At 38.8% G+C, this 19,201-nt stretch carries 18 protein-coding genes and 1 pseudogene; 12 read left to right on the top strand and 7 right to left on the bottom strand.

Annotation, left to right across the window (positions count from 1 at the left end; genetic code table 11):
- Window positions 1-29 precede the first annotated feature (29 nt).
- Together BLR83_RS07235 and BLR83_RS07230 are read left to right on the top strand one after the other, a co-directional pair.
- Window positions 30-1,463 carry an isopeptide-forming domain-containing fimbrial protein gene (locus BLR83_RS07235; RefSeq protein WP_074561118.1) on the top strand — a complete coding sequence of 478 codons (1,434 nt, stop codon included), beginning with the start codon at window positions 30-32 and terminating at the stop codon, window positions 1,461-1,463.
- 173 nt (window positions 1,464-1,636) lie between these two features.
- A complete protein-coding gene (locus BLR83_RS07230) occupies window positions 1,637-2,467 on the top strand; it encodes a class C sortase (RefSeq protein WP_074561024.1) in 831 nt (276 codons plus the stop codon).
- A gap of 23 nt (window positions 2,468-2,490) precedes the next feature.
- On the opposite strand, the pseudogene BLR83_RS09840 reads toward BLR83_RS07230, so the two are convergent.
- From BLR83_RS09840 to rpmF, 5 genes and pseudogenes are all read right to left on the bottom strand, one after another.
- Window positions 2,491-2,616: pseudogene (locus tag BLR83_RS09840) on the bottom strand (trehalose operon repressor); the annotation flags it as partial.
- Window positions 2,613-2,939: a hypothetical protein gene (locus BLR83_RS07225; protein ID WP_074561023.1), complete on the bottom strand. Its 327-nt coding sequence runs from the start codon at window positions 2,937-2,939 to the stop codon at window positions 2,613-2,615. The pseudogene BLR83_RS09840 and the gene BLR83_RS07225, both read right to left, overlap by 4 nt.
- Window positions 2,940-3,041: 102 nt before the next feature.
- Window positions 3,042-3,578: a 2'-5' RNA ligase family protein gene (locus tag BLR83_RS07220; protein ID WP_074561022.1), complete on the bottom strand. Its 537-nt coding sequence runs from the start codon at window positions 3,576-3,578 to the stop codon at window positions 3,042-3,044.
- Window positions 3,579-3,680: 102 nt separating this feature from the next.
- Entirely contained in the window at window positions 3,681-3,830 is a 150-nt protein-coding gene (rpmG, locus tag BLR83_RS07215; protein ID WP_002262412.1) for a 50S ribosomal protein L33, read from the bottom strand.
- A gap of 16 nt (window positions 3,831-3,846) precedes the next feature.
- Complete coding sequence (gene rpmF, locus BLR83_RS07210; protein ID WP_003066947.1) at window positions 3,847-4,023, bottom strand: 50S ribosomal protein L32; 177 nt, start codon at window positions 4,021-4,023, stop codon at window positions 3,847-3,849.
- 287 nt (window positions 4,024-4,310) lie between these two features.
- On the opposite strand from rpmF, the gene hisS reads away from it, so the two are divergent.
- The 5 genes from hisS (at window position 4,311) to BLR83_RS07185 (ending at window position 10,861) form a co-directional block, all read left to right on the top strand.
- Entirely contained in the window at window positions 4,311-5,588 is a 1,278-nt protein-coding gene (gene hisS, locus BLR83_RS07205) for a histidine--tRNA ligase (protein ID WP_039696129.1), read from the top strand.
- Between the two features lie 156 nt (window positions 5,589-5,744).
- A complete protein-coding gene (gene aspS, locus BLR83_RS07200; protein ID WP_039696130.1) occupies window positions 5,745-7,493 on the top strand; it encodes an aspartate--tRNA ligase in 1,749 nt (582 codons plus the stop codon).
- A complete protein-coding gene (locus tag BLR83_RS07195; protein ID WP_039696131.1) occupies window positions 7,493-8,431 on the top strand; it encodes a YitT family protein in 939 nt (312 codons plus the stop codon). The genes aspS and BLR83_RS07195 overlap by 1 nt, the downstream gene beginning before the upstream one ends.
- A 44-nt stretch (window positions 8,432-8,475) precedes the next feature.
- Window positions 8,476-9,342 carry a YitT family protein gene (locus BLR83_RS07190; protein ID WP_074482318.1) on the top strand — a complete coding sequence of 289 codons (867 nt, stop codon included), beginning with the start codon at window positions 8,476-8,478 and terminating at the stop codon, window positions 9,340-9,342.
- A gap of 103 nt (window positions 9,343-9,445) precedes the next feature.
- Complete coding sequence (locus tag BLR83_RS07185; protein WP_074561021.1) at window positions 9,446-10,861, top strand: prolyl oligopeptidase family serine peptidase; 1,416 nt, start codon at window positions 9,446-9,448, stop codon at window positions 10,859-10,861.
- Window positions 10,862-10,889: 28 nt separating this feature from the next.
- Here BLR83_RS07185 and BLR83_RS07180 read toward each other — a convergent pair whose 3' ends face one another.
- On the bottom strand, window positions 10,890-11,183 hold the full coding sequence (locus BLR83_RS07180) for a bacteriocin immunity protein (protein ID WP_074561020.1): 294 nt from the start codon (window positions 11,181-11,183) through the stop codon (window positions 10,890-10,892).
- A gap of 112 nt (window positions 11,184-11,295) precedes the next feature.
- Window positions 11,296-12,987: an arginine--tRNA ligase gene (gene argS, locus BLR83_RS07175; protein ID WP_074561019.1), complete on the bottom strand. Its 1,692-nt coding sequence runs from the start codon at window positions 12,985-12,987 to the stop codon at window positions 11,296-11,298.
- 189 nt (window positions 12,988-13,176) lie between these two features.
- Here argS and argR point away from each other — a divergent pair, with 189 nt between their 5' ends.
- The 5 genes from argR (at window position 13,177) to ruvA (ending at window position 19,172) form a co-directional block, all read left to right on the top strand.
- A complete protein-coding gene (gene argR, locus BLR83_RS07170) occupies window positions 13,177-13,614 on the top strand; it encodes an arginine repressor (protein WP_006531423.1) in 438 nt (145 codons plus the stop codon).
- On the top strand, window positions 13,611-13,964 hold the full coding sequence (locus BLR83_RS07165) for a YlbF family regulator (RefSeq protein WP_039696136.1): 354 nt from the start codon (window positions 13,611-13,613) through the stop codon (window positions 13,962-13,964). The genes argR and BLR83_RS07165 overlap by 4 nt, the downstream gene beginning before the upstream one ends.
- A complete protein-coding gene (gene mutS, locus BLR83_RS07160) occupies window positions 13,951-16,518 on the top strand; it encodes a DNA mismatch repair protein MutS (RefSeq protein WP_074561018.1) in 2,568 nt (855 codons plus the stop codon). The genes BLR83_RS07165 and mutS overlap by 14 nt, the downstream gene beginning before the upstream one ends.
- Before the next feature lie 119 nt (window positions 16,519-16,637).
- The gene (gene mutL / locus BLR83_RS07155) at window positions 16,638-18,578 is read left to right on the top strand and encodes a DNA mismatch repair endonuclease MutL (RefSeq protein WP_074561017.1); all 1,941 of its coding nucleotides are present in this window, start codon (window positions 16,638-16,640) and stop codon (window positions 18,576-18,578) included.
- Window positions 18,579-19,172: a Holliday junction branch migration protein RuvA gene (gene ruvA, locus BLR83_RS07150; protein WP_074561016.1), complete on the top strand. Its 594-nt coding sequence runs from the start codon at window positions 18,579-18,581 to the stop codon at window positions 19,170-19,172.
- Window positions 19,173-19,201: the final 29 nt, after the last annotated feature.

Here is a 19,201-nt window from a genome sequence, read left to right as displayed (position 1 = left end):
TTATATTGATTTAAAGGAAAGGACTTATGATGAAAAAGATTAAATTATTTTTGGCAGCCTTGCTAGCTCTTGTTTTTGCCTTTTCAGCTGGCAAAGCAAAGGCTTATGACATCACTGTTGATAACGGTGGTAATGGCACTTATGAATCGTACCGTATCTTTACAGGAACGTTATCAGAAGATGGAAAAACTCTTTCAAACATTAAATGGGGAGATGGCATTACAGAAACAGGTCGAACTGCTTTACAAGAAAAATACAAAGTGAGTTCTGCCGCAGCTCTTGCTGAGGTGATTGGAGCAGAAGGCTTCACAGCAACGCAGGCAGAAGAATTTGCGAAAGAGGCTGGTAAATACCTTCAAAATCCCGGCGGTTTAACAGGACTTACTGCTGGTTATTATCTTGTGCAAAATAAAACAGTTGGTAGTAATGAAGCCTATACTAACTATATCTTAGAAGTTGTTGGAAATGTTACTGTAACACCAAAGACTGATATTCCTACACTAGAGAAAAAGGTCAAAGATACAAATGATAGTAAAGGTGAGGAGACAGATTGGCAGGATTCGGCTGATTACGATTTTGACGATAGCGTGCCTTTCCAATTGACCGCTACTTTGCCAAGTAATTTCGATAGCTATGAAACTTATTATTTTGAAATTACAGACTCTCTTTCAGATGGCTTAACTTACAATAAAGATGCTAAAATTTATCTTGTAAATGGTAATCAAAAAGACGATGTTACAAAGAACTTTACCATTGAAACTGCTGATGGATTGCATTTTAAAATAGCTAATCTAAAAACTATTTCAGGTGTTACGGCTTCATCTAAAATTGTGGTTGAATACACTGCCACACTTAATAAAAGTGCTGTTATTGGTAAAGTTGGCAACCCAAATACAGCTAAATTGATTTACTCAAACAACCCTAATAGTCGAGGAACTGCTGGTAGTACGACAGAAACACCAGAAGATACCGTGATTGTCTTTACTTATAAAGTTGTTGTCAACAAAGTTGACGAAAACAGTAAACCTTTGGCAGGTGCTGGATTTACCCTTTTCAAAAAAGTTGCTGATGCTTGGAAGGAAGTTAAGACAATCTCAGCTAGCGAAGCAACAACATTTACCTTCTCAGGGCTTGACGATGGTGTTTACAAACTTTCAGAAACAACCACTCCAGATGGTTACAATAAAATTGATGATGTTGAATTCACAGTAACCGCAGAGCATGATGCCTTATCAGACAATCCTGCTTTGACCTCTCTTTCAGGAGATGCAGCCAGTGGTGAGCTTGCTTTTACGGCAGCAGTTACTGAAGGTAGTTTGTCAACTGATATTATCAACCAAAAAGGAGCACGTCTACCATCAACTGGTGGTAAAGGAACAGCACTCCTTTACGTGCTAGGTTCGGCACTTATTTTGGTTGCTGGTATCCTGTTAGTAACCAAAAAACGTATGGATACTAAGTAATAATAGGCTCTAGTTTTATCGTAGGAAGTCAATAAAGCAAGGTTATTTATCAGCGTTAACACTTTACACCAAGGACTATTTTTGTAAAGTTCTTGTTTACAACCTTGTCAACTTGATAGTGGGAGTGATTGGTTACAGTCACTCCCTTTCCTATTTTTAGAAAGAAAAATGTAATGCGATTTAGAAAATTCAAAGAGAATTTTGCTACAGCTATATTGATTAGTTTGCTACTAGTTGGTTTGTCCTTGGTTTTGTATCCGACAGTTAGTGATTATTGGAATTCATTTCATCAGTCAAAAGCAGTAGCTTCTTATTTGCAAGATGTTGAGGATATGGAAGAGAGTAAAAAGGATAGTTTGCGAGAAGAGGCGCGTGTCTATAATGAAAAACTTCCTCAAAACGTGACACCGAGTTTACAGGTAAGTGGGTACGACAAAACTCTTTACAATGAAACTTTCAAGGTATCAAAATCAGGGATTATGGCTTATATTGAGATACCAAAGTTAAATACCACACTTCCTATTTATCACGGGACAGACGAGACTGTTTTGCAAGTAGCTATTGGTCATATTCCGAGAACATCTTTTCCTATAGGAGGAAAAGGTAGTCATGCGGTGGTTTCTGGTCATAGAGGCTTGCCATCAGCAAGATTATTTACAGATATTGATCATTTGGTAGAAGGAGATATATTCTTAATTCAGGTTTTAGATGAAACGTTGACTTATCAAGTAGATCAAATATTGACGGTGCTTCCGCAGGAAGTATCAGCTTTACGGATTGACCCAAATCAGGATTATGTCACTCTAATTACCTGTACGCCTTACGGCGTCAACACTCACCGTCTTTTGGTGCGGGGACATCGTGTAGCAACACTAAAAAATGACGTGAGAGTCGTTTCGGAAGCTAGCCAAGTAGAAACATTACTAGTTGCTCCAGTAATTGCAGTATGTATCTTTATCGTGATGTTACTAAGCGTGATGTTTTATCGGAAATGTCGACAATAAAAACTAGTTAGCCTTTTGGCTGACTAGTTTTTTTCGTTAGTTCGTGTGGCAAAATCGACAAAACGGAATTTTTCAAGTTTATGTCGGCTTTCAGTGAATTGGAATTGTTGTTTATTGGCTAGGTAGACTTTTGATTTGACAGAAATTATAATAACAAGAGGATAATTAATAAAATTGCAATGATTAAAGTGATAGATAGCACATAAATCACTTTACCAGCAAGGCTATGAGGGTTAATAGAGACACCAAGTGTTCTTAAGCGCGTTAGGTCATCTCTTTTCGCAAATTGCTGGCATTCATACCGATAGGCAGAGACAAGAAGTCCAAGAAGGGTAAGACAGAAGCAGCATAAGATGATTTTTAGACCAAAAGGCGATAATGATTTACCAAATACTGCAGCAACTATAAAGAAAAAAATAGACAACACTAAAAAAATGAGAACAGGTCCCCTTTTATCTTGACTAGTTTTCATAAAACCTCCCCAAATAACCTTTTTCCTCATTATAGCACTAATTAGTTTAGATAGACAATAAAAAATTATCTCCCTCAAGCTCTTACTTGGGGGAGATTGTTTTTATGAGAATGTTTTTTGAAAAATATCTTGAACTTGATTGTCAGGTGTAATAGAAATCAGTTTTATTCCCATTATCTTTCCTTCAGAAAGTGATAAGTGCTTCAGACAATAATGATAAGTCTTAGCCATCTTATCTTCAGCAATTCGGTTAGCAATTGTAAGATGTGGAACCCAGTTATTGGGTGAGTAAAGTGAGTCCTTGCTGAGATAATCACTTAATTGCTGATGGATATCAAAATGAAGTTTACTCATCTGCGGAGTTTTTATAGGGCTAAGAAAAATGATATTGGCATTAATAAAAGAACCAATAGATGTAAACGAAATATCAATTGGCTTATCAGGAAATGTTAAAGTTTCTAGTCCTTTTATGATATCGTCTTTGGTGGTGCCTTCGTCAAATGATGCTAAGGTAATATGTGGCTCTCTATCTGTTACTTCGTAAGCATATTGAGATAATTGGGCATCACTTAGCTCTTTCCAAAATTCTTTAATAGTCGCTTGTAGGTTATCATCCAATGTCATAATAAGTGCAAACATATCTCCACATCCCTTTAAGTATTTTAGGTAATATTATATCATCTTTTGAAAGACAATAAAAAACCACTTTAGCAAATAAGCTAAAGTGGTTTTTGTATTCAATTATTTTACTTCAGTAAAGATTACGTGTTTACGCAATTTTGGTGAGTATTTTTTCAATTGAAGACGGTCTGGAGTGTTACGTTTGTTTTTTGAAGTAAGGTACAAGCGTTCACCAGATTCTTTGTGTTCAAGTGTAATATTTACGCGCATGGTATCTCCCTTCTAATTATTTAGCTGCTTTAGCGATTTTACGTCCTTTGTAGTATCCTTTAAGTGATACACGGTGAGAACGTGAGTAATCTCCAGTAGTTTCGTCAAATTTAACTGATGGAGCAGTCAATTTGTAGTGTGTACGACGTTTGTTTTTCTTCGCTTTTGAAGTGTGACGTGCAGGTACTGCCATGTTTTATTTCCTCCGATAATATTTTTCTTTGTTCTTGATTTTGAATCAACTTTAACATAATAACATATCTTTTTTGTAAAGTAAAGTTACTTGACAAAAAAATTGAAAAAGTTGGCAATTTAACGTTTTCAGGCAAGTTGGGCTTTAATAAAATACGAAAAATAAATAGTCCCTTCTTCTTTAGCTGCCCTTTTTATGATAAAATAAAGAGTGATTGAATAGCTACAATAGTAGAAAGGAATTAATGGGCTGAATTTGCAAAAATTTGGTGCCGGTATATCTTATTTATGAAATTACAAAAACCTAAAGGAACACAAGATATTTTACCTAGCGAAAGCGCTAAATGGCAATATGTCGAAGCTGTTGCACGTGAAACCTTCAAAAAATACAACTACAGTGAAATTCGTACACCAATGTTCGAACATTACGAAGTTATCAGTCGTTCAGTCGGTGATACAACTGATATCGTAACAAAAGAAATGTACGACTTCCATGATAAAGGTGACCGCCATATCACTTTGCGTCCAGAAGGAACAGCGCCAGTGGTTCGTTCTTTTGTGGAAAATAAATTATTTGCACCAGAAGTTCAAAAACCAGTTAAAATGTACTACATTGGCTCAATGTTCCGTTACGAACGTCCACAAGCTGGTCGTTTACGTGAATTCCACCAAGTCGGTGTTGAGTGCTTTGGTTCAGCAAATCCAGCTACAGACGTTGAAACAATCGCTATGGCTTACCAATTGTTCCAAACATTGGGCATTAAAGATGTCACACTTCACTTGAACACTCTAGGAAGTGCTGCTAGCCGTGCTGCTTACCGTCAAGCTTTGATTGATTATTTAACACCAATGCGTGACAAATTGTCAGCAGATAGCCAACGTCGTTTGGATGAAAACCCACTTCGTGTTCTTGACTCAAAAGAAAAAGAAGATAAAGTAGCTGTTGAAAATGCGCCATCAATCCTTGATTACCTTGATGAAGAAAGTCAAGCTCACTTTGATGCCGTGCGTGAAATGCTTGAAACACTTAACATCCCATATGTAATTGATACTAATATGGTTCGTGGACTTGACTACTACAACCACACTATCTTTGAATTCATCACAACTGTTGATAAATCTGAGTTGACAATCTGTGCAGGTGGTCGCTACGATAGCCTTGTTGAATACTTTGACGGACCAGAAACACCTGGATTTGGTTTTGGACTTGGTCTTGAACGTTTGCTTCTTATCTTGGACAAACAAGGTATTGAATTACCAGTTGAAAAAGAAATGGATGCCTATATTGCTGTCTTGGGACAAGGTGCTAACATTAAAGCTTTGGAATTGGTACAAGCTATTCGTAACCAAGGCTTCTCAGCTGAACGTGATTACCTTGGACGCAAGATTAAAGCACAATTCAAATCAGCTGACGCTTTCAATGCCAAAACAGTCATTACATTAGGTGAAAGCGAAATCGAAGCAGGTCAAGTCACTGTTAAAAATAATAAAACACGTGAAGAAGTTTCAGTCAGCTTCGCGGATATCGAAACAAACTTTGCAGAAATCCTTGCTAAATTAAGCTAAGAAAGCAAACTTTGCAAAAAGTTATGAGCTCTTTGTTAATGAAAAGGCTTAATGAGAAAAGAATTTGAAAAACTCCCCCCACATGGGTGGGGTTTTTCTTTGCTTTTTGCTATAATAGATGGGAATGAATAAATTTAAAACGGAGAATCATATCAAATGAAACGTACAATGTATGCTGGTCGTGTTCGCAGCGAACACATTGGCCAAGAAATTACTCTAAAAGGTTGGGTCGGACGTCGTCGTGACCTCGGTGGACTTATTTTCATCGATCTTCGTGACCGCGAAGGTATCATGCAATTAGTCATCAACCCAGAGAAAGTTTCAAGTGATGTTATGGCAACTGCAGAAAGCCTTCGTAACGAATTTGTTATCGAAGTAACTGGTGTCGTTGCACAACGTGAACAAGAAAATACTAACTTGCCAACTGGTGCTGTTGAATTGAAAGTATCAGCATTGACAGTTTTGAACACCGCTAAAACAACACCATTTGAAATCAAAGATGATGTGGAAGTTAGCGATGATAACCGTCTTCGTTACCGTTACTTGGATCTTCGTCGTCCAAAAATGCTTAACAACTTCAAATTGCGTGCTAAAGTAACTCACTCAATCCGTAACTACTTGGATGGTTTAGAGTTTATCGATGTTGAAACACCAATGTTGACAAAATCTACTCCAGAAGGTGCGCGTGACTACTTGGTACCAAGCCGTGTGAACCAAGGTCATTTCTACGCTTTGCCACAAAGTCCGCAAATCACAAAACAATTGTTGATGAACGCTGGTTTTGACCGCTACTATCAAATCGTTAAATGTTTCCGTGACGAAGACTTGCGTGGTGACCGTCAACCTGAATTTACACAGGTCGATATGGAAACTTCATTCTTATCAGACAAAGATATCCAAGATATCACTGAAGGAATGATTGCTAAAGTCATGAAAGACACTAAAGGAATCGATGTCACATTGCCATTCCCACGTATGTCTTATGACGATGCAATGAACAACTACGGTTCAGATAAACCTGATACACGTTTTGAAATGCTTTTACAAGACTTGACAGACCTTGTCAAGGATGTTGACTTCAAAGTCTTCTCACAAGCTCCAGTCGTAAAAGCAATCGTTGTTAAAGGCAATGCAGATAAATACTCACGTAAAAGCATTGATAAATTAACAGAATTCGCAAAACAATTTGGTGCTAAAGGTCTTGCTTGGGTTAAATTTACTGATGGTTCTCTTAACGGACCTGTTGCCAAATTCTTGACAAGTATTGAAGACAAGTTGACAGCAAGTTTACAACTTGAAGACAATGATTTGGTACTTTTCGTTGCTGATACACTTGAAGTTGCTAACAACACACTTGGTGCACTTCGTACACGTATCGCTAAAGAACTTGATATGGTTGACAACTCTAAATTCAACTTCCTTTGGGTTGTTGATTGGCCAATGTTTGAATGGTCTGAAGAAGAAGGACGTTACATGTCTGCTCACCACCCATTCACATTGCCAACTGAAGAATCAGCTCACGAATTAGAAGGTGACCTTGCTAAAGTTCGTGCCGTTGCGTACGATATCGTTCTTAATGGTTATGAACTCGGTGGTGGTAGCCTACGTATCAACCAACGTGAATTGCAAGAACGTATGTTCAAAGCTCTTGGCTTTACAGCTGAAGAAGCAGCTGACCAATTTGGTTTCTTGCTAGAAGCTATGAACTACGGATTCCCACCACACGGTGGACTTGCTATTGGTCTTGACCGTTTTGTTATGCTTCTTGCTGGTGAAGACAACATTCGTGAAGTTATTGCCTTCCCTAAAAATAACAAAGCAACTGACCCAATGACACAAGCACCTAGCCTTGTTTCAGACAAACAATTAGAAGAATTGGCTTTAGCAACTAAAACTAATAACTAATGATTAAAAAAGCATCCTTAAAAAAGAAAACAAAGTATATCGTTAGCCGTTGGGCTAAGAAATATGGCCTTTTAAAAACGATGCAAAGCATTTCAAGAGAGAAGTACGCGGAAAAAATTTCCGCTTCTCTTTTTTATGGTTTGCTTTCAGCCATCGCGGTAAACTTCTTCTTCCAACCAGGTCACGTCTACTCAAGTGGTGCAACTGGTTTGGCACAGGTTTTGTCAGCGATTAGCGAGCGTTTGATTGGCTTTAGATTACCGATTTCTATCGTTTTTTATGCCATTAACTTGCCACTTTTAATCTTGGCTTGGTATAAAATTGGTCATAAATTTACCGTTTTTACCCTGATTACAGTTTCCATGAGTTCATTCTTCATCCAAATTGTTCCAGAGATTACCCTAACAACTGATCCACTTGTCAATGCTATTTTTGGTGGTTTGGTTATGGGTACTGGTGTTGGATTTAGTTTGAAATCACGTATTTCCAGTGGTGGTACTGACATCGTCAGCTTGACCATTCGTAAAAAAACAGGACGTGATGTCGGAAGCATTTCCCTTATGGTAAATGGCGTCATCATGATTTTTGCGGGCATTCTATTTGGTTGGCAGTATGCCCTTTACTCAATGGTGACTATTTTCGTCTCAAGTCGTGTGACGAATGCGATTTTCACAAAACAAAAGAAAATGCAGGCAATGATTGTAACCAGCTGCCCAGAAAAAGTTATCGCTATGATTCACACTAAACTTCATCGTGGGGTGACACAGATAAATAATGCTGAGGGAACTTACAATCATGAAAAGAAAGCAGTTCTGCTAGCTATTATTACTCGAGAAGAGTACAATGATTTTAGATATTTGATGAGGAAAACAGATCCTAAGGCCTTTGTTTCGGTTGCTGAAAATGTTCATATTATTGGACGTTTTGTCGATGACTAACCTTTTGATTAATTTCCAATAATCAGTTTTAGGAGGAGTGTAATATGGCTCAAAAACTTAGACAAGTACGAAGCCTATTGTTGATTGCTCTTGGTGTAGCAATGTATACCTTTGGTTTTGTTAAATTTAATATGGCAAACGCTCTTGCTGAAGGTGGCGTTGCAGGGGTAACCTTGATTATCCATGCACTTTATAAAATTGACCCAGCTTATACTTCTCTCATTTTAAATGTTCCTTTGTTTATCATGGGAGCTAGAGTTTTGGGGCGAAAATCATTAGCCTTGACCATTTATGGGACAGTTTTACTTTCCTTCTTTATCTGGTTTTGGCAACAAGTACCAGTGAAAATTGTGCTGCAAAATGACATGATGTTGGTTGCTGTTGTTGCTGGTTTATTTGCTGGTGCAGGTAGTGGATTGGTTTTCCGATACGGTGCAACGACAGGTGGTACAGATATCATTGGACGCGTGATTGAGGAAAAATTTGGCTTTAAATTAGGTCAAACGCTTCTATTTGTGGATGCTCTTGTATTGACAGCGTCACTTGTTTACATTGATTTACAACACATGCTTTACACTTTGGTAGCAAGTTTTGTGTACAGCCAAGTGCTAACAATTGTGCAAAATGGTGGTTATACAGTACGCGGTATGATTATCATTACCCAAAAATCGCAAGAAGCTGCGGATGCTATTTTAAATGGTATTAACCGTGGGGTCACTTACCTAAATGGACAAGGGGCTTACTCAGGGAATGAAAAAAATATCTTGTACGTTGTTTTGAATCCAGGTGAAGTTCGTGATGTCAAAGCTATCATGGCTGATCTGGACCCAGATGCTTTTATTTCCATTATAGATGTTGACGAAGTTGTTTCCTCTGACTTTAAAATCAGACGAAAGAACTACGATAAATAGTCAAAAAGACGAGGTGGTTTCACCCGTCTTTTTTTGATTGACATAAGTGCGGAAAATTCATAAACTAAAGGAAAACGATTACAATGTATAGGAGTGATTTGAGATGGCTAAAAGAATTGATGTTACAATTGCCAAAGTGTCCATGATTATTAAAGGTTATGAATGTGGACCAGGTGTCCCAAAACTTTTGGTACAGTTGACGCATAAAGTGTCAGGAGTTGTCGCTGATAAGCTCCTAGTCAGGACTGCAGGTAAAGAACGTCAGATTAGTCGAGTGTACTTGTCAGATGACAAGGGACAAGAAGTCAGCAGTGCCAGTGAGTATCTAGTTATCCAAATGCCTGTGATTTTTGATAGTCAGAAAAATGCAGCTATAGCTTGTCCATTTTATTACAATCTAGAAACCTTGCACAATACTTGGGTGGAAGATTATCCAGTTACTATAAATGGATTAGAGGTAATTTGTGACGGTGAAGTGGCTGAACTATCTGGAAACTATGATATTATCCATAACCGTCTATCACCTGATACTGATGTCTTTAATAAGCGTGGCTTTTATTCTGGAACTTATCTCAATCCATTAACGAAGCAAACAGAAAAACTCACCCTTCATTATGTGGCTTACGAGCCTAAATTAAAATCAGGAGAAAGTTTTCCTTTGTTAATCTGGCTGCATGGTCAAGGTGAAGGTGGGGTAGACACGGACATTACCCTTCTTGGAAATGAAGTAGTAGCTCTTGCAAGACCTGAGATTCAATCGCATTTTTCAACAAATGGTCAAAAAGGACTTTATGTTTTAGCGGTTCAATCGCCAACTTACTGGATGGATGAAGGCGATGGAACCAATGGTGCTGGCGCTGGCGATTCGCGTTACACAGAGATTCTGATGGATACCATCAAAAATTATGTTGTGAGCACGTCTGCTGTAGATACCAATCGCATTTACCTAGCAGGTTGTTCAAATGGTGGCTACATGACGATTAATCTTGCTATTTCAAATCCTGGTTATTTTGCGGCTCTAGTTCCTCAAGCGGCAGCCTATTCTTATTATCAATATGAGCGAAATGCTGACGGTTCATACGCCATTTCACCTTTTTCTAATAGCCTTATTCGTAAAGATGACTTTTATTTTGATGAGGAAAAAATGCTAGCGCTAAAAGAGATACCGATGTGGTTTATCCACGCAGCCAATGACACGATTGTCAATCCAAAGGATTATTCATTGCCTATTTACAAGACTTTGCTTGATAGCGGAGCTGAGAACAAGTGGTTTTCTTACTTTGAAAGTGTCGAGGGAACAGACATGAAAGGTGTCTCTTACCTTGGGCATTTATCTTGGATTTATTTCTTTAAAGACCAAGTGTCAGGGGTGCAGGATGTCTCTGCTATCAAAAGTGCGAAAGACTTATCAGGCTTTTCTCCAAGTAATAAAGGAAAAGGCGGCACAAGCACAGCTAAAGTCTCAGGGAAAACTTATCACAATATCTTTGATTGGTTAAATGACCAGAAGAAAGCATAAAAAAAGACCGTTAAAACGGTCTTTTTGACTATGGATGAAAGAGGCTGCCTAGCATAATAGCAGTAGCGGCATGACCTTTATATTTTTCAGGGCTGTCAGCAATTTCTTTGTAAAGTGTTGTGATTTCAGGTGATGTTTTTAGTTTATGCGTTAGCAAATACATAGAAATGGCATGAGCCAGTTTGGTACGTGCTAGTTGATCGTGTTCGTTTTTTTCCAAATCTTTAGCAAGTGCAAAGATGTCAGCTTTTAAAGGTTCGCTATCAGGTAAGCTAGCATAAGCTTTACTGAGCAATTCCATGAGATGATTTTCCCTTGTCATAATAAAAATCTCCTTTATGATTATGGCAATAGTTTATTATTTTAGCTCAAAAAGGTCAAGAAAAAAGAGAGTGGACAGATTCCAACTCTCTTTTATATATTGTTAGAAATGATTACATTTCGTTAGGAGCTTCAACGCCAAGGAGACGAAGGGCTTCTTTAAGAACTGTAGCAGTTGCGTAGCTTAGTGCTAGACGGCTATCACGTTCTGGGCTTTCATCAAGGATACGTGTGTGTGCGTAGTATTTGTTGAAGCTTTGTGCAAGGCTGATAGCGAATTTCGCAATGATTGATGGTTCAAAGTTATCAGCTGCACGTTTGATAATGCGTGGGAAGTCTTGGATAAGTTTCACAATTTCCCAGCTTTCAGCATCATCAAGGCTGTAAACGTCGTTTACAGATGGTGTAAACTCAGCTTTACGAAGGATTGATTGGATACGAGCGTGAGCGTATTGCACGTAAGGTCCAGTTTCACCTTCAAATGATACCATAGCGTCAAGGTCGAAGTCGTAACCGTTCAAGCGATCTGTTTTCAAATCGTAGAATTTGATAGCGCCGACACCGACAGCATGAGCAACAGCTTCTTTATCAGCAAGGTTAGGGTTTTTAGCGTTGATTTGATCTTCAGCGCGTTTAACAGCTTCAGCAATTGTTGGTTCAAGAAGGATAACGTTACCTTTACGAGTTGAAAGTTTTTTACCTTCTTTAGTAACAAGACCAAATGGTACGTGAGTGATATCTTCATTCCATTCGAAGTCCATTTCGTTAAGAACGGCTTTCAATTGTTTGAAGTGAGCTGATTGTTCGTTACCAACAACGTAGATAGCTTTGGCAAAGTCGTAAGTACGTTTACGGTAAAGGGCAGCAGCCAAGTCACGTGTGATGTAAAGTGTTGCACCGTCAGATTTTTTAATCAATGCAGGGTGTTCGATACCGTATTTTTCAAGGTTAACAACTTGAGCACCTTGAGATTCTTCAAGAAGCCCTTTTTCAGTCAAGATATCGACAACTTCATCCATTTTATCGTTGTAGAAAGCTTCACCGTTAAAGCTGTCAAATGAAACACCTAGTTCATTGTAAAGGCGGTTAAATTCAACAAGACTTTCGTCACGGAACCATTGCCATAGTGAGATAGCTTCTTCGTCGCCTGCTTCCAATTTACGGAACCATTCGCGAGCTTCTTCATCAAGTTCAGGTTGTGTTGCAGCTTCAGCGTTGATACGAACGTAAAGTTTCAAGAGTTCGTCGATTGGATGAGCTTTAACAGCTTCTTCGTCACCCCATTTTTTGTAGGCAACAATCAACATACCGAATTGTTTACCCCAGTCACCGAGGTGGTTGATTTTAACAGCTTTATAGCCGATTTTTTCAAAAATGTTAGCCAAGCTATCACCGATAACAGTTGAACGAAGGTGTCCAATTGAGAATGGTTTAGCGATGTTTGGACTAGACATATCGATAGCAACATTGCGACCGTGTCCTTCATCTTGGCTAGCGTAGTCGCTTCCGTTTGCGATAACTTGCCCTAGGACATCAGCAGAGATGCTTTTTTTGTCAAGGAAGAAGTTGATGTATGGTCCAACAGCTTCGATTTTTTCAAAACCAGCTGTGTCCATTTTTTCAGCAATATCTGCTGCAATCATTTGTGGTGCTTTACGAAGGATTCGAGCCAATGAGAATGCTGGAAAGGCAAGGTCCCCCATATCAGAATTTTTTGGCACTTCAAGCAGATTAACAATTTGTTCTTGGTCTAATTCTGGAACAATAGTGTGAATGCGTTCTGCAATTGTACGTTTAGTATCCATGATTTTCTCCTAAATTAGTTAGTCATATTATTTTAACATAAAAATAAGAAATAAACGAGGCAAGTGACAAGAAAACGTTTGAAGGAGTAAAAATTAAGACTTTATAAGGAAGATAGCTCAAGGAAAGGTGAAAAAATTTCAATTTTTTGGTATAATTTTAAGGATAAATATACACAAAGGGAAAGTTAAATGAATAAAATAGAACGTCAAAATCGAATCAAACGTTTGATTCAATCAGGCCATATCGGCACACAAGAGGAAATCAAGCGACATTTGCAGGAAGAAGGCATTAACGTCACTCAAGCGACCTTGTCACGTGACCTTCGTGAAATTGGACTGTTGAAATTGCGTGATGCTTCAGGAAAACTCTATTACAGCTTGTCTGAAACTTCAGAGACAACTTTTGGAGCGAATATCCGTTCATATATCCTAAAGGTGGCTCGTGCAGGTTTCATGTTGGTGTTACATACTAATCTTGGTGAAGCAGATGTTTTAGCCAACTTGATTGACAGCAGCGATATCGCTGAAATTTTAGGAACTGTGGCTGGCGCTGATACTTTGTTGGTCATTTGTAAAGATGAAGAAACAGCAAAAGCTTTTGAAAGTGACTTATCAACAGGCTTATGAGCAACTATGAAGAAGCCGTAGAACGATTGCTAGAAGTCATAAAAAAGCATGATAGCGTCATCGAATTTCAAAAGGCTGAAGAAAAGATAAAGGACTTTCCAGAACTAGAAGAATTGGTCAAAGACATGAAGGCTTACCAGCAGGAAGCTGTGCTTTTTCACAAGATTGATAAAGCGCACGCTGAGAAAAAAGCTGGTGAGCAAGCTGACCAGTTGCAAGAAGAACTATCAGACCTTCCAATTGTCAAAGATTACCGTGCAAAAATGCAGGATGCCAGTGACCTAGTTCAATATATTACAAATAGCTTGGAAACGAAAATTAACGAGGAGTTAAGTAATGGCAAAAGATAAAATTTCTCCAGGCATGCAACAGTATTTGGATGTCAAAAAAGACTATCCAGATGCTTTTTTACTTTTCCGCATGGGAGACTTTTACGAACTATTTTATGAGGATGCTGTTAAGGCGGCACAGATTTTAGAGATTAGTTTAACTAGTCGTAATAAAAATGCTGACAATCCTATTCCGATGGCTGGTGTTCCTTATCATTCAGCCCAACAATACATTGATGTCTTGGTTGAGATGGGGTATAAGGTAGCCATTGCTGAGCAGATGGAAGATCCGAAGCAGGCAGTTGGTGTGGTTAAGCGTGAAGTTGTTCAGGTGATTACACCAGGGACAGCAGTTGACTCTTCTAAACCAGATAATGCCAATAATTTCTTGGTAGCCATCGACTCAGATGGCAATACTTTTGGTTTGGCTTACATGGATGTGTCAACGGGTGAGTTTTACGCGACAAGTTTGTCTGACTTTACAAGCCTAAAAAGTGAGATTTTAAACCTCAAGGCTCGTGAAATCGTGGTTGGTTACGACCTTTCTGAAGATGAGCAACACAGCTTGGTTAAACAACTCAATCTTTTATTATCGTTTGAGCAAGAGCGCTATGAAGATGTGCATTTGATTGACCCGAATTTAACAGCGTTAGAGATTTCTGCTGCTGAAAAATTACTTCAATACGTTCATACGACACAAAAACGTGAACTCAGTCACTTGCAAAAGCTGGTTCACTATGAAATCAAAGACTATCTTCAAATGTCTTATACGACAAAATCAAGTCTTGATTTGCTAGAAAATGCCCGCACAAGCAAGAAGCATGGTAGTCTTTACTGGTTGCTTGATGAAACTAAGACGGCTATGGGGATGCGTTTGTTGCGTAACTGGATTGATCGTCCATTGGTTAATCAAGAACAAATTGAGGAACGTCAAAATATTGTCCAAGTTTTCTTAGACAACTTCTTTGAACGCAGTGATTTGACGGACAGTCTAAAAGGTGTTTATGACATTGAACGCTTAGCTAGTCGTGTGTCATTTGGAAAAGCCAATCCAAAAGATCTGCTTCAACTTGGTCACACTTTGGGACAAGTACCAACAATCAAAGCCATCTTGGAATCTTTTGACAGTCCTTACCTTGACAAGCTTGTCAACAGCATTGACACTTTACCAGAGCTAGAGTCATTGATTAGCTCTGCTATTGACCCAGACGCTCAGGCAGTGATTACAGAAGGAAGTATTATCAAAACTGGTTTTGATGAGACTTTGGACAAATACCGTAAAGTCATGCGCGAAGGGACAAGCTGGATTGCTGAGATTGAAACCAAAGAACGTGCGGCAAGTGGCATTACAAATCTGAAAATTGATTACAATAAAAAAGATGGTTACTATTTCCATGTAACAAATTCTAACCTTTCTTTGGTGCCAGATTACTTCTTCCGTAAAGCAACTTTGAAGAATTCAGAGCGTTTTGGTACGGCAGAATTGGCTAAAATTGAAGGTGAAATGCTAGAAGCGCGTGAGCAATCAGCGAGTCTTGAATATGATATTTTCATGCGTGTTCGCGCACAAGTGGAACGTTATATTTCACGTCTGCAAGATTTGGCAAAAGCTATTTCTACAGTCGATGTTCTGCAAAGTTTGGCAGTGGTTGCGGAAAACAACCATTATGTCCGTCCAAGCTTTAATGATAGCCATGAAATTAAGATTGAAAAAGGTCGCCATGCGGTTGTTGAAAAAGTCATGGGTACGCAAGAATATATCCCAAATACCATCACATTTGGCAGAAATACCAATATTCAGCTGATTACTGGTCCAAATATGAGTGGTAAGTCAACTTATATGCGTCAGTTAGCTTTGACGGTTATCATGGCACAGATGGGGTCATACGTTGCTGCTGAGAGTGTCAGTCTTCCCGTTTTTGATGCGATTTTCACACGTATTGGTGCAGCAGATGACTTGATTTCAGGTCAATCAACCTTTATGGTGGAAATGATGGAAGCCAACCAAGCCATCAAACGTGCCAGTGGAAAATCTTTGATTCTCTTTGATGAATTGGGACGCGGGACAGCGACTTATGATGGAATGGCTTTAGCACAATCTATCATTGAGTATATCCACGATCACATCGGTGCTAAGACTATGTTTGCGACTCACTATCATGAGTTGACATCACTGTCAACTACCTTGACACACCTTGTCAATGTCCATGTTGCAACGCTTGAACGTAACGGTGATGTGACTTTTCTTCATAAAATCGCAGAAGGACCAGCTGACAAATCTTATGGTATTCATGTTGCGAAAATTGCAGGTTTGCCAGAAGATTTGTTGCAACGAGCAGATAGTATTTTAAGGAATCTCGAATCAGGTGCTGCGCAGCTTCATTTGACAGCTGAGGCTGAGGATAAGGTTCAGGAAAAGACAGAAGTAACAGAACCTGTCGCAGAGCAGCTTAGCTTATTTACAGATGACTCAAGTAACCAAGAGGTGATTGAAGCCCTCAAGAAAGTTGACTTGATGAATTTAACACCAATGCAAGCCATGAATGTCATCTATGAATTAAAAAACATGTTATAAAACTAAGGGGCAATCTAAAAGCAGATTGCCTTTTTACTTTGTGTTATAATTAAAGGTAAACAATCCTGAATGAAAGGAAAAGGAATGCCGCTTCAAAACTGCATTCTATCAGATAAATTATGAGTAAAATTATTGAGTTGCCAGAGGTTTTGGCCAACCAGATTGCTGCAGGTGAAGTGATTGAACGACCAGCCAGTGTGGTTAAAGAATTGGTTGAAAATTCGATTGATGCTGGAAGTAGTCAGATTACCATCGAGATTGAAGAATCAGGTCTTAAGAAGATTCAAGTCACTGATAATGGTGAGGGAATTTCTCAAGAGGATGTGGCTTTAAGTTTGCATCGCCATGCTACAAGTAAGATTAAAAGCCAAGCTGACCTTTTTCGTATCAGAACTTTGGGATTCCGCGGTGAGGCCATTCCTTCCATTGCCTCAATTAGCCACTTTACAGTGAAAACAGCGACTGCTGATGAACACTATGGAACGCTTTTAGTGGCAAAGGGGGGCGAGATTGAGCGACAAGAACCAATTTCAACACCTGTCGGGACAAAAATTACCGTTGAAAATCTTTTTTATAACACTCCTGCTCGCCTCAAATACATGAAGAGCTTGCAATCAGAGTTAGCACATATTGTGGATGTGGTTAATCGCTTGAGCCTAGCTCATCCAGAAATTGCCTTTACTTTAATTAATGATGGTCGTCAAATGACAACGACTTCTGGTACAGGTGATTTGCGTCAAGCCATCGCTGGTATTTATGGTCTAAATACAGCTAAGAAAATGATTGAAATCTCAAATGCTGACCTTGATTTTGAAGTCTCAGGTTATATTAGCTTACCAGAATTGACGCGTGCAAATCGCAATTACATTACCATTTTAATCAATGGTCGCTACATCAAAAATTTCTTGTTAAACCGTGCTATTTTGGATGGATATGGGTCAAAATTGATGGTTGGTCGCTTCCCAATTGCTGTCATTGACATTCAAATCGACCCTTACCTTGCCGATGTCAATGTTCACCCAACTAAACAAGAAGTTCGTATCTCAAAAGAAAAAGAGCTCATGAGCTTAATCAGCTCAGCTATTGCAGAGAGTTTGCGTGAGCAAGATTTGATTCCAGATGCTCTTGAAAATCTAGCTAAGTCAAGTACACGAGGTCTTCCAAAACCTCAGCAAACGAGTCTGCCTTTAAAACAAACCGACCTTTACTATGATAAGGAACGTCATGATTTCTTTGTGAAATCAGATACGGTCGAAGAAGAGCCAGTGCAGTTGTTTAATGAGGTTGACAAAATTGTCAAGCCAGTTGACAAGCAATCTTCAGTTAGGTATGCACAGCGTGCAGCGGCAGATCAAGAGTATGATGAGCATGATAATCTTGATTTTAAAAATAAAACGAAAATCAATCGCATGATTGAAAGTCTTGATAAGGAGGAAGCTTCGACTTTCCCTGAGTTAGAGTACTTTGGGCAAATGCATGGTACTTATCTTTTTGCGCAAGGCAATGGTGGGCTTTATATCATCGACCAGCATGCGGCGCAGGAACGTGTTAAGTATGAGTATTACCGTGATAAAATTGGCGAAGTTGATGATTCATTACAACAATTGCTAATGCCATATCTATTTGAGTTTTCTGGGGCAGATTTCATTAAACTTCAGGAAAAAATGGAGCTTCTAAAGCAAGTTGGCATTAATTTAGAACCATACGGCAATAACACTTTTATCCTTCGCGAGCATCCTATTTGGATGAAGGAAGAGGAGATTGAGACAGCTGTTTATGAAATGTGTGATATGTTACTGTTGACCAACGAAGTTTCTGTCAAGAAATACCGTGCTGAGTTAGCGATTATGATGTCATGTAAACGATCAATCAAGGCTAACCATACCCTTGATGACTATTCAGCACGACAACTCATTGTTCAATTATCTCAATGTAAGAACCCTTATAACTGCCCACACGGACGTCCAGTGCTTGTCAATTTCACCAAGTCAGACATGGAAAAAATGTTCCGTCGTATTCAAGAAAATCACACAAGTTTAAGAGAGTTAGGAAAATACTAAATGTACGATTATATCAAAGGAAAATTAACTAAAATTACTGCGAAATACATTGTTATTGAAGCAGGGGGATTAGGTTATATTGTCAATGTTGCCAATCCTTACAGCTTTTCAGATTTGATGAATCAAGATATCCAAGTCTACCTTCATCAAGTAATTCGTGAAGATGCTCAACTTTTGTTTGGCTTTCATACTGAAGACGAAAAGGCTGTTTTTCTTAATCTGATTTCAGTTTCTGGGATTGGTCCTACAACCGCGCTAGCTATTATCGCAGTGGATGATAATGAAGGTTTGGTTAATGCCATCGACACAAGCGACATTAAATACTTGATGAAATTCCCGAAAATCGGGAAAAAAACTGCCCAACAAATGGTTTTGGATTTGGCAGGAAAATTTGTCGATGTTTCTGTGGAAAATGGCAAAGCTTCTCAGACCAAAGCGGCAGCAAACGAGCAGCTTGAAGAAGCCATGGAAGCTCTTTTGGCGCTTGGCTACAAAGCAGCAGAGCTTAAGAAAATTCGTAAGTTCTTTGAAGGCACAAATGAAACGGCAGAACAATACATCAAATCAAGCCTTAAGATGTTGATGAAAGGCTAAGTATCAAGGAATTTTAGGAGATGTTTCAC

The sequence above is a fragment of the Streptococcus equinus genome (genome assembly GCF_900101445.1).
GTDB classification, from domain to species: domain Bacteria; phylum Bacillota; class Bacilli; order Lactobacillales; family Streptococcaceae; genus Streptococcus; species Streptococcus equinus_B.
Note: the sequence above shows the minus strand (reverse complement) of the source record. Positions and strands in the feature narration are given on the sequence as shown.